The organism is Pseudomonas asuensis, from assembly GCF_014646755.1.
In the GTDB taxonomy this organism is placed as follows: domain Bacteria; phylum Pseudomonadota; class Gammaproteobacteria; order Pseudomonadales; family Pseudomonadaceae; genus Chryseomonas; species Chryseomonas asuensis.
This window is the reverse complement of sequence record NZ_BMNW01000002.1, coordinates 298,145-308,024: the sequence shown is the minus strand read 5'-3', so window position 1 is coordinate 308,024 and position 9,880 is coordinate 298,145. Positions and strand designations below refer to the sequence as shown.

12 protein-coding genes and 2 pseudogenes are annotated in these 9,880 nt (G+C 54.7%); 11 read left to right on the top strand and 3 right to left on the bottom strand.

Translation table 11 applies throughout. The features are described from left to right. Positions 1-366: dihydrodipicolinate synthase family protein (locus IEX86_RS24965; RefSeq protein WP_229685258.1), on the top strand; the 366-nt coding region annotated here is incomplete at its 5' end. Between the two features lie 134 nt (positions 367-500). Next, the gene (locus IEX86_RS05200; protein ID WP_188865060.1) at positions 501-1,556 is read left to right on the top strand and encodes an Ldh family oxidoreductase; all 1,056 of its coding nucleotides are present in this window, start codon (positions 501-503) and stop codon (positions 1,554-1,556) included. Positions 1,557-1,595: 39 nt separating this feature from the next. Here IEX86_RS05200 and rnk read toward each other — a convergent pair whose 3' ends face one another. Continuing rightward, positions 1,596-2,009, bottom strand: coding sequence for a nucleoside diphosphate kinase regulator (rnk, locus tag IEX86_RS05195; RefSeq protein WP_188865059.1), 414 nt, complete (start codon positions 2,007-2,009; stop codon positions 1,596-1,598). 248 nt (positions 2,010-2,257) lie between these two features. Here rnk and IEX86_RS25380 point away from each other — a divergent pair, with 248 nt between their 5' ends. Continuing rightward, complete coding sequence (locus IEX86_RS25380; RefSeq protein WP_268239851.1) at positions 2,258-2,392, top strand: hypothetical protein; 135 nt, start codon at positions 2,258-2,260, stop codon at positions 2,390-2,392. A gap of 201 nt (positions 2,393-2,593) precedes the next feature. Here IEX86_RS25380 and IEX86_RS24960 read toward each other — a convergent pair whose 3' ends face one another. Both IEX86_RS24960 and IEX86_RS25600 read right to left on the bottom strand, forming a co-directional pair. Beyond that, positions 2,594-2,746 (bottom strand): macro domain-containing protein, encoded by a 153-nt coding sequence (locus tag IEX86_RS24960; RefSeq protein WP_229685257.1) that lies wholly within the window; start codon positions 2,744-2,746, stop codon positions 2,594-2,596. Continuing rightward, positions 2,712-2,978, bottom strand: coding sequence for a macro domain-containing protein (locus tag IEX86_RS25600; RefSeq protein WP_373290395.1), 267 nt, complete (start codon positions 2,976-2,978; stop codon positions 2,712-2,714). Before IEX86_RS25600 ends, IEX86_RS24960 begins: the two co-directional genes overlap by 35 nt. Positions 2,979-3,318: 340 nt before the next feature. On the opposite strand from IEX86_RS25600, the pseudogene IEX86_RS25595 reads away from it, so the two are divergent. From IEX86_RS25595 to IEX86_RS05160, 8 genes and pseudogenes are all read left to right on the top strand, one after another. Further along, a pseudogene (locus IEX86_RS25595) lies at positions 3,319-3,495 on the top strand (hypothetical protein); the annotation flags it as partial. Between the two features lie 32 nt (positions 3,496-3,527). Beyond that, positions 3,528-3,668: a hypothetical protein gene (locus IEX86_RS25590; protein ID WP_373290394.1), complete on the top strand. Its 141-nt coding sequence runs from the start codon at positions 3,528-3,530 to the stop codon at positions 3,666-3,668. A gap of 29 nt (positions 3,669-3,697) precedes the next feature. Beyond that, a pseudogene (locus IEX86_RS25585) lies at positions 3,698-3,817 on the top strand (hypothetical protein); the annotation flags it as partial. 75 nt (positions 3,818-3,892) lie between these two features. Continuing rightward, on the top strand, positions 3,893-4,642 hold the full coding sequence (locus IEX86_RS05180) for a GntR family transcriptional regulator (RefSeq protein WP_188865058.1): 750 nt from the start codon (positions 3,893-3,895) through the stop codon (positions 4,640-4,642). Then, the gene (gene prpB, locus IEX86_RS05175; protein ID WP_188865057.1) at positions 4,639-5,535 is read left to right on the top strand and encodes a methylisocitrate lyase; all 897 of its coding nucleotides are present in this window, start codon (positions 4,639-4,641) and stop codon (positions 5,533-5,535) included. Before IEX86_RS05180 ends, prpB begins: the two co-directional genes overlap by 4 nt. A gap of 60 nt (positions 5,536-5,595) precedes the next feature. Continuing rightward, positions 5,596-6,729: a bifunctional 2-methylcitrate synthase/citrate synthase gene (gene prpC / locus IEX86_RS05170; protein ID WP_188865056.1), complete on the top strand. Its 1,134-nt coding sequence runs from the start codon at positions 5,596-5,598 to the stop codon at positions 6,727-6,729. A 61-nt stretch (positions 6,730-6,790) separates the two neighbouring features. After that, the gene (prpD, locus tag IEX86_RS05165; RefSeq protein WP_188865055.1) at positions 6,791-8,275 is read left to right on the top strand and encodes a 2-methylcitrate dehydratase; all 1,485 of its coding nucleotides are present in this window, start codon (positions 6,791-6,793) and stop codon (positions 8,273-8,275) included. Between the two features lie 247 nt (positions 8,276-8,522). Next, positions 8,523-9,863 carry an MFS transporter gene (locus tag IEX86_RS05160; RefSeq protein ID WP_188865054.1) on the top strand — a complete coding sequence of 447 codons (1,341 nt, stop codon included), beginning with the start codon at positions 8,523-8,525 and terminating at the stop codon, positions 9,861-9,863. Positions 9,864-9,880: the final 17 nt, after the last annotated feature.

Here is a 9,880-nt window from a genome sequence, read left to right as displayed (position 1 = left end):
CTGGGTGATCGCTTCACCTACCTGGGCGGTCTGCCGACTGCTGAAGTCTACGCAGCGGCCTACAAGGCCCTGGGCGTACCGGTGTACTCCTCGGCAGTGTTCAACTTCATCCCCAAGACGGCCATGGACTTCTACAAGGCCGTCGCTGCAGACGACCATGAGACTGTAGGCAAGCTGATCGATGATTTCTTCCTGCCATACCTGGACATCCGCAATCGCTGCTCGGGCTATGCGGTGAGCATCGTCAAGGCGGGTGCGAAAATCGCAGGTTATGACGCTGGTCCGGTACGTGCACCGCTGACTGAGCTCAAGCCTGACGAGTACGAGCGTCTGGCTGCGCTGATCGAAAAGCTCGGCCCGCAGTAAACCTGTGTTCATAGGCCCGCCACCCCGGCGGGTCTATGAACGGGTTAAAAAGCAAATCCTGGCTGCCTGCCTTGCCCGATCGACAATACCTCTGATTGTTTCTCTGATACGACAATTCTAAAAAAGGAGAATGTATGACTGCCTCCAGCGCTCCCGAGCGGCCTACACGCGAAGGGGACACCGTTCACCTCACCTTGGATGAAGTAAGAGCACTAGCGACACGCGTGCTCGAACACTACGGTTTTACCGCGGCCCATGTCCGGTACGTCACCGAAACACTGGTGGCGGGCGAGCGCGACGGTTGCTCATCCCACGGGCTGTACCGACTGCTGTCATGCATCAATACCTTTAGGGCAGGTAAGGTCTCACCTGATGCCGAGCCCGAGTTGCATGACATGGCTCCAGCCCTTTTACGCATCGATGCCAAGGGCGGATTCTCGCAAGTCGCTTATCAGATGGCATTGCCACACCTTGTCCAAAAAGCCAAAACGCTAGGTATCGCAGCGTTGGGCATCAATCATTGCGCACATTTTTCAGCGCTGTGGGCAGACATCGAGCCACTCACTGATGCTGGTCTGGTTGCGTTGGCCTGTACGCCCAGCCATGCCTGGGTGATGCCTGCCGGTGGGAGCAAGCCGCTGTTTGGAACCAATCCTTTTGCCTTTGGCTGGCCGCGTCCAAACAAACCGGCATTTATCTTTGATTTTGCAACCAGCATGGTGGCGCGCGGCGAGATCGAATTGCATCGCCGCGCGGGTAAGCCGATTCCTGAAGGGTGGGGCGTTGATGCTGAAGGCAAGCCCTGCACCGATCCGGCTACGGTACTGGATAAAGGCGCCATGCTGACCTTTGGCGGGCATAAAGGCTCAGCCCTAGCGGCGATGGTGGAATTGATAGCTGGTCCCCTGATTGCCGACATGACCAGTGCCGAGTCGCTGGCCTTTGACGCCGGCGCGCGCGTAACCTCCATGGGCGGCGAGTTGATTATTGCTATCGACCCACAACGCTTTTTGGGTGAGCAGGCCGATGCCGAGCTTGCCAGGGCAGAAAAACTGTTTGAGGCCATGGTAGCCCAAGGGGCACGCCTGCCTTCGCAGCGGCGTTATGAGGCTCGTGAAAAGAGCGTGCGTGAGGGGGTGTGGATACCCAAGGCGCTCTACAACGACATCCAGGCGTTAATGAAGGCTTGAGTAAGAAGGGGAGCGCGCCCTGCGCTCCTCGCCATCAGCCTATCGATGATACTGCCCGGCCTGTTCAGGCTGGAAAGGAATGCCCATTATTCTGACCTTGAGCATCCCTTTACCAAGGGTAGGCCACTCAATGTAATCGCCGATGGACAGCCCCAGTAGCGCACTGCCTACAGGGGCAAGGATAGAAATCTGTTCCGTATCCCCTGCAAGACTCTTGAGATATACAAGTGTTTTACAGAATTCTTCGCCGGTTGCCTCCATGCTGAAGCGCACCGTCGAGTTCATGGTGACTACCGTAGGCGGTATCTCATGCGGGTCAACGATATCCGCTCGGCCAAGCTCCTCCTGTAAGGCGGTTTGCAGTGAGTGCTCGCCGGCGGGCAGCGAGTCGAGCAGGTCTTCTATCCGCTCAAGGTCCAATGAGGACACGAGAATATTCGGTTTCAGGGTCATAAAGGCTCCCTAAGGGAAGTAGGCATCCTGTTATGAATGCTGGGAAAGCGTTACGTCTTGCACCTGTCCGAGTATGGGCGGCTTGAACGCTTTCAACTACCTCAAACCATTAACGCTTGTTTCTGGACGCAACAGGCACGAGCGCGGCAGAGGATGACGCTTGCCGAATCAGCTGGCTGCAGGTCGCACGTTCTGTTGAACGCCTGCCCGACTCAGGAATCGAATGACAAACACGCGAGGTGAATATTATGAGCAATCAAGAGACTGCGCCTGATCAAGGCCAAACGCCTGATGAGTACGATGAATACGGTGACGTTCCTGATACCAAGGACACGCCCAATATGGATGAGAGACCAGACGTGGACGACAGCCCGTTAGGGTGATAAGAGCCCTGACTAACCATTAGTCCGTTAGGGTTTGCCTGGGCGGCTGTTGACGTTTGGCCGCGCTGCAAAGGGTACTCATCCGTCAGGGAGGCCCGCGGTATTGCTGGTGGAAACGTCAGGCAAACCTTAAGACGCGCACTCGGCCAGAGTATGATCAAGGCCTGCACGTTCTTCATCGATAATGGCACTGATAATGCTCTAGTCGCTACCTACAAGTCCGGCACCTATAAGCGGATAAGCGATACGGTATTCAGCAAAATCGTAACAAATAGCCTTTATAACGGAGCGAATGGCTTCATAATCTGCCTTAACGCCGTTACCACGCCAGTGAAACTGGGTGTATGCGTTCACGATCGTAGGCTTGATAGTTATCCCGCGTAACCGTCACACGTGAATAAGTACCTAGCTTTTCGCGTGAGCCTTTAAGGGTCATGCAATCGGCTTTATAGGCCTTTGGAAAGACTTGTTTTATAGTTTTCGCGATTCCTGCACCCATTTGACATTGGCAGTTGCCGCCGTGGACGATAACGTCGAACCGGACAGCCACCGCAAGTTTGATCAAATCTCTTTTTATTACCGCCATACTTAACAAGCTTTTCTAAAGCAATCTACGTGCTCAGTCGGGCTTGTACACGGTTATTCAGACAAAGATTAGTTTCGCGCCTAAAGACCGTGGGCTTTCTAAGGCAGCAGGGTTTGATATGCATCTGGTTAAGCCAGCCTCAATCTATGAGCTGACGAGCGCTATCGCTTATCTTTCAGCAAAATAGAATGTATCAGCCCGGTTAGTAGCCTGCCTGTGCACTAAAGCCCGAGTGCAGCCTTTCGTACGTAGCTTTAGGCCAAGGCCTAATCACTCTTATCTTTACGCTATCTGAACGCGTGTAAATCTCGTTCAGCGATGACCTTCTACGGTCTCAAGCATGAGCCAACTTCAGGGTGGCTACCTGCTCGCCATACCGTCCTATCCTCATAGAGTCGTCAGTCATCAGGGTGGAATTCCAATGAAGCCTATCCAGATCCGCTTTACGCGTCCTACAGATCAACCTGAGGCGGTTGCTGAATTTTATAAGCAAGGACTTGGTTTGCCTGAGCTTGCGCGCTTTGAGGGTATGCCAGTTATGACGGCATCATGTTGGGTCTGCCAAGGCGAGAGGTGCATCTGGAGTTTACCCAACATGAACAATGCAGCCATGTCCCGCGCCCAGTAGGGATAATTTGCTGGTTTTATACTTCAATAAGGCAACATTTAGCGTCACACAAAAATGGCTGATAAACCTGGGACACTAACCTGTTTCACCAGAAAACCCATATTGGTTGGATAACGGTCTGACGTATGAAGACCCGGACGGATGGCGCATGGTGTTGTGCAGATTTCCAGGGCTAATTGATCGGCAACGCTTAAAAACTATACGGCATTAAGATTGTTGACACTTTAGTAATTTAAGGCCTAGTGTTTGGTGTAAAGCCTAATAAAATTATAAATGTGTCGACACTATGAATCAGTTCAGCGAAATATCTCTTGGTGGCAGTCCCGAAAGCGAGACGCTTTCCGAGCATGTTTTCCGAAGGATTCAGGCCGCCATCATTCAAGGTGAGATCAAGCCCGGCAGCAAAATTTCCGAGCCTGAGCTGGCGCGTCTGTACGGAATCAGTCGGGGGCCTCTACGGGAGGCCATCCACCGGTTAGAAGGGCAAAAGCTGGTTGTACGCGTTCCTCATGTAGGTGCCCGTGTTGTCTCACTAGGGCTTGAAGAGCTGGTTGAGCTGTACGAGATCCGTGAATCTCTCGAAGGGATGGCGTGCCGGCTGGCAGCTGAGCGCATGACCGAAGCGGAGATCGAAGAGCTACGTCATGTGCTGGAAACCCATGAACAAGATGCTTCATTTCGGGCGGGTATCGGGTACTACCAGCAGGAGGGTGATCATGATTTTCACTACCGAATCATCCAGGGCAGCCGAAACCGCACACTGACTCGCATGCTGTGCGATGAGCTGTACCAGTTGGTGCGCATGTACCGAATTCAATTCTCAGCTACGCCCAATCGACCGCGTCAGGCCTTTGCTGAACATCATCGTATTCTCGACGCCATCGCTGACCGTGACGGTGAGCTGGCCGAACTCTTGATGCAGCGCCACATTGCAGCATCACGCCGCAATATCGAGCGCCAACTAGACACTCAACACCAACCTGAAGGGGCCACTGTAGCGGTTGCTTCTGCCAACAAGAATAGAGGTGAGTCATGAGTCAGGGTCTTTCCATGCGCCCCGGGCAACGGTTCCGAGAGGCAGTAGTTAATGAACATCCGCTTCAAGTGGTCGGCACTATCAATGCCAATCATGCATTGTTAGCCAAGCACGCCGGCTTTAAAGCCATTTACCTTTCTGGTGGCGGTGTGGCGGCCGGTTCACTAGGCTTGCCGGATTTAGGGATCTCTAGTCTGGACGACGTCCTGACTGATGTTCGGCGGATTACCGATGTATGTGATTTGCCGTTACTGGTAGATGTGGATACGGGGTTTGGCTCCTCGGCGTTCAATGTTGCCCGTACGGTCAAGTCGATGATCAAGTTTGGCGCGGCGGCCATGCATATCGAGGATCAGGTAGGTGCCAAGCGCTGCGGCCATCGGCCTAACAAAGAGATTGTCTCGCAACAGGAAATGGTTGACCGCATCAAGGCCGCCGTAGATGCCCGCACCGATGACAGCTTTGTGATCATGGCGCGAACCGATGCATTGGCGGTTGAAGGGTTGCAGTCGGCCATTGACCGTGCCTGTGCCTGTGTGGAAGCCGGTGCGGACATGATTTTTCCCGAGGCCATAACCGAGCTTGGGATGTACAAGGAATTTGCAGGCTCGGTAAAGGTGCCGGTGCTGGCAAACATTACGGAGTTTGGCTCAACACCGCTATTTACAACCGAGGAGCTGGCCTCCGCAGATGTTTCGCTGGTGCTCTATCCCTTGTCGGCCTTCCGTGCCATGAACAAGGCGGCTGAAAACGTCTATACCGCCATTCGGCGCGACGGTACGCAAAAAAATGTTGTCGACACCATGCAAACGCGCATGGAGCTGTACGAAAGCATTGGTTATCACGCGTTCGAGCAAAAGCTCGATGCACTCTTTGCTCAGAAAAAGCACTGACGCACTAACCGGATCATTGCAATTGCACCATCCATAACAACTTCAAGAAAGGAGAGAGCAGTGGCTGAAGCAAAAGTACTGAGCGGCGCGGGCCTTCGTGGTCAGGTTGCTGGCCAGACAGCCTTGTCTACCGTAGGTAAAGAGGGCGCTGGTCTGACCTATCGGGGTTATGACGTACGCGAGCTGGCCGAGCATGCCCAGTTTGAAGAGGTGGCTTATCTGTTATTCCAGGGCGAACTGCCGACTCGGGAACAGCTGAATGATTACCTGAATCGACTCATGCCCCTGCGTGATCTGCCTCAGTCATTGAAGGAGGTGCTTGAGCGCATCCCGGCGCAGGCGCACCCGATGGATGTGATGCGGACCGGCGTTTCAATGCTGGGCAACCTGGAGCCGGAGCGCAGCTTTGAGCAACAGCAGGCTGTATCGGATCGGTTACTGGCCGCGTTACCAGCCATCATGTGCTACTGGTATCGCTTCAGTCATCAGGGTGTACGCATCAATTGCATGACGGACGAACCTTCCATTGCCGGACACTTCCTCAAGCTCCTGCACGGCAAGGCGCCTAATGAACTGCACCGCAAGGTCATGAATGTGTCGCTGATTCTTTATGCCGAGCATGAGTTCAACGCCTCGACGTTTACCGCGCGTGTGTGCGCGTCCACGCTCTCGGATATGTATTCCTGCATTACCGGTGCGATTGGGTCACTGCGCGGCCCGCTGCATGGCGGTGCCAACGAAGCAGCCATGGAGATGATTCAGCGTTTCAAATCACCCCAAGAGGCTATTGAGGGCACGCTTGGCATGCTGGAGCGCAAGGACAAGATCATGGGCTTCGGCCATGCGGTCTACAAGGATTCGGACCCGCGCAATGAGGTCATCAAGATCTGGTCGAAAAAGCTGTCCCAGGAGGTAGGCGATACGGTGTTGTTTCCTGTCTCCGAAGCGATCGACCACACTATGTGGGAGCAGAAAAAGCTGTTTCCCAATGCCGATTTCTACCACGCGTCCGCGTACCACTTCATGGGTATTCCCACCAAGTTGTTCACCCCTATCTTTGTCTGTTCGCGGGTCACGGGCTGGGCATCTCACGTGTTCGAACAGCGAGTCAACAACCGCATTATTCGCCCGAGTGCGGAATATACCGGCGTTGAGCAGCGGCCTTATGTACCGCTTGAGCAGCGCAGCGCATAAACACGCCTAAAGGCAGCGGCTACCGCTGCCTCATATAACAATGAACCATGAGAGCGAGAGCATGAGCGCCAACGTCGACCTGAATAATCGTCCTGACTATGACAAGGTCCTGCAGGACATTGCTGACTACGTCCTGAATTACACGATTGACTCTACTGAAGCGCTGAATACAGCGCGTAATTGCTTAATGGATACGCTGGGGTGCGGTCTTCTGTCCTTGCGTTTTCCAGAATGCACCAAGCACCTGGGTCCGTTCGTAGAAGGAACCGTAGTGCCCTACGGCGCCCGTGTGCCTGGGACCAGTTTTCGGCTAGACCCGGTAAAGGCTGCCTGGGACATCGGCTGCATTATCCGCTGGCTGGATTACAACGATACGTGGCTGGCTGCGGAATGGGGGCATCCTTCGGACAACCTGGGCGGTATTCTGGCTGTAGCCGACCATCTTTCGCAGAAACGCGTTGCGCAGGGCGAGTCGCCTCTGACCATGCGCGCCGTGCTCGAAGCCATGATCATGGCCCACGAGATCCAGGGCGTGTTTGCGTTGGAAAACTCTTTCAACCGGGTCGGGCTTGACCATGTCATTCTCGTCAAGGTGGCTTCAACGGCTGTTGCCGCCAAGTTGATGGGGGCTAATCGCGAGCAGATGCTTGCCGCTATTTCCCATGCCTTTGTAGACGGGCAGGCGCTACGAACCTATCGACACGCACCGAATGCAGGTTCGCGCAAATCCTGGGCAGCCGGTGATGCTACCAGTCGCGGCGTACGCCTGGCTGATATCGCCATGCGCGGCGAAATGGGTATTCCAGGCGTGCTGAGCGCACCGCAGTGGGGCTTTTATGATGTGCTGTTCAGTCATACCAACAAGGACCTGGAGACCAAGCCGCAGGACAAGCGCCAATTCAGCTTCCCGCAGGGGTTCGGCAGTTACGTAATGGAAAACGTCCTGTTCAAGATCAGTTTCCCTGCTGAGTTCCATGCTCAGACAGCCGCCGAGGCGGCAGTCATCCTGCATCCGCAGGTACGTGAAAAGCTGGATCAGGTCGAAAAGATCGTGGTCACTACCCACGAGTCAGCCATCCGCATTATTTCCAAGGTTGGCCCATTGGCTAATGCCGCAGATCGAGATCACTGCTTGCAGTACATGATTGCGGTGCCGCTGCTGTATGGGGACTTGGTAGCCGAGCACTATGAGGATGCTTTCCATGCAGCGCACCCGCTGATTGATCAGTTGCGTGAGAAGATGGAAATTATTGAAGACTTGCGCTACAGCCAAGAGTATATGGAAGCAAACAAGCGTTCCATTGCGAATGCGATTCAGGTGTTCTTTAAGGATGGTACCTGCACCGATAAGGTAGCGGTGGAGTATCCCATCGGTCATCGCCGTCGCCGTGATGAGGGCATTCCACTGCTTGAGGCCAAGTTCAAGAATAACTTGGCTACGCGTTTCCCGGCGCAGCGCTGCGAGCAGATATTTAACTTGTGCAAGGATCAGGCAACTCTCGAACGCACCCCAGTCAATCGGTTCGTTGATCTCTTTGTCATCTGACGTATCCCTTCAGGCCCGTATGACACGGGCTTGCCTTCCTTTCAGCCTCAGGCACTTGAGTGTCGTTTCGCTCAGGTGCCTGAGACCCTCATAAAAAAATCAGATACCCCCTTAAGCATTTCCCAGACGACGGGCTAGGCGAGTGGCTTTAACGTCTGGGCTGACCGTGAGGCAGTTTCGTTCTGCCATCACGTGATAAGCCCTATGGGGCATTCGAATCACCATAACAACAACAAGGGTGGCCGTCATGCATACCGACTCGCCTGTCGACGTTAAACAATGGATTGATAACCGGCCTGTCTCGGGCTATCAGTGGTTGATCCTTGTCCTGTGTTTTTTCATCGTCCTGTTCGATGGTGTGGATGTCGCCGTCATGGGCTTCATTGCGCCGTCACTGATGCAGGACTGGAATCTATCCAAAACCGCCTTTGGACCGGTCATGAGTGCGGCCATGGTTGGTCTTGCGGTGGGTGCATTGGTTGCGGGCCCTTATGCCGACCGCCTCGGTCGGAAGACGGTACTGCTCGGTGCCGTGACCGTATTTGGTGCGCTGAGCCTGGCATGCGCCTTCGCGCGTAACCCTTATGAGCTGGCCATCCTGCGTTTTCTCACCGGGGTAGGGCTCGGGGCGGCGATGCCCAATACGACGACACTGCTTTCGGAGTATTTACCCGAGCGCTATCGCTCCGTGCTGATTACCGTAATGTTTACCGGTTTCAACCTGGGCTCCGGTGCCGGCGGCTTTGTAGCTGCCTGGCTGATTCCCCATTATGGTTGGCAGTCTGTGCTGCTGGTGGGTGGCCTTCTACCTATCCTCTTGCTGCCGTTCCTCTGGCTGTTCTTGCCTGAGTCTGCCCGGTTTCTTGTCGTAAAAGACGCACCTGCGGCCCGTATCGCCAAAGTGCTGAATCGGCTGGGTGGCCAGTTTACGGCGCAAACACGTTTTATCACGCTTGAGCCTACGGTTAACCACAAGGCGCCGGTTCGTGCCTTGTTTGCAGAGCGTTATCGTCTAGGAACGTTTTCCCTCTGGATGACCTATTTCATGGGGCTGCTCGTGATCTATCTGATGATGGGCTGGCTGCCTACGCTGATTCGCGAGTCCGGTATCCCGATTGAGCGCGCAGCAACCATCACCGGATTGTTCCAGATTGGCGGCACGGTTGGAGCAATTGTGGTCGGCTGGATCATGGACAGGCGCAATCCCAATCGCGTTATTGCAGGCTCCTATGCCCTGGGCGGTGTATTCATCCTGCTCTTGGGCGCTTTTGGTCTGGAATCCAGCCTGCTGACGCTGGGCGTTATCGCGGCGGGCTTCTGCATGAGCGGCGCGCAGACAGGTTTAAACGCTTATGCCCCTGGCTATTACCCTACTGAGTCCCGCGCCACAGGTGTGAGCTGGATGTTGGGAATAGGCCGCTTTGGCGCGATCTTCGGCTCGGTAATCGGGGGGGCGGTGCTGAGCCTTGGACTGAGTTTCGGGCTGATTTTTGCAGTGCTGGCGATACCGGCTTTCGTGGCAGCGCTATCCATACTGGGCAATGGCTATGCTGCACGGCGTGCAGCCCAGCCTGCCTTGGCGTCTTGATCATTCATTAAGGATTA

What these genes read in the sequence shown, in the direction of transcription:
- IEX86_RS05200 (WP_188865060.1), top strand. Translation starts at nt 501, where the DNA reads ATGACTGCCTCCAGCGCTCCCGAGCGGCCTACACGCGAAGGGGACACC.
- rnk (WP_188865059.1), bottom strand. Translation starts at nt 2,009, where the DNA reads ATGACCCTGAAACCGAATATTCTCGTGTCCTCATTGGACCTTGAGCGG.
- IEX86_RS25380 (WP_268239851.1), top strand. Translation starts at nt 2,258, where the DNA reads ATGAGCAATCAAGAGACTGCGCCTGATCAAGGCCAAACGCCTGATGAG.
- IEX86_RS25600 (WP_373290395.1), bottom strand. Translation starts at nt 2,978, where the DNA reads ATGGCGGTAATAAAAAGAGATTTGATCAAACTTGCGGTGGCTGTCCGG.
- IEX86_RS25590 (WP_373290394.1), top strand. Translation starts at nt 3,528, where the DNA reads ATGTTGGGTCTGCCAAGGCGAGAGGTGCATCTGGAGTTTACCCAACAT.
- IEX86_RS05180 (WP_188865058.1), top strand. Translation starts at nt 3,893, where the DNA reads ATGAATCAGTTCAGCGAAATATCTCTTGGTGGCAGTCCCGAAAGCGAG.
- prpB (WP_188865057.1), top strand. Translation starts at nt 4,639, where the DNA reads ATGAGTCAGGGTCTTTCCATGCGCCCCGGGCAACGGTTCCGAGAGGCA.
- prpD (WP_188865055.1), top strand. Translation starts at nt 6,791, where the DNA reads ATGAGCGCCAACGTCGACCTGAATAATCGTCCTGACTATGACAAGGTC.
- IEX86_RS05160 (WP_188865054.1), top strand. Translation starts at nt 8,523, where the DNA reads ATGCATACCGACTCGCCTGTCGACGTTAAACAATGGATTGATAACCGG.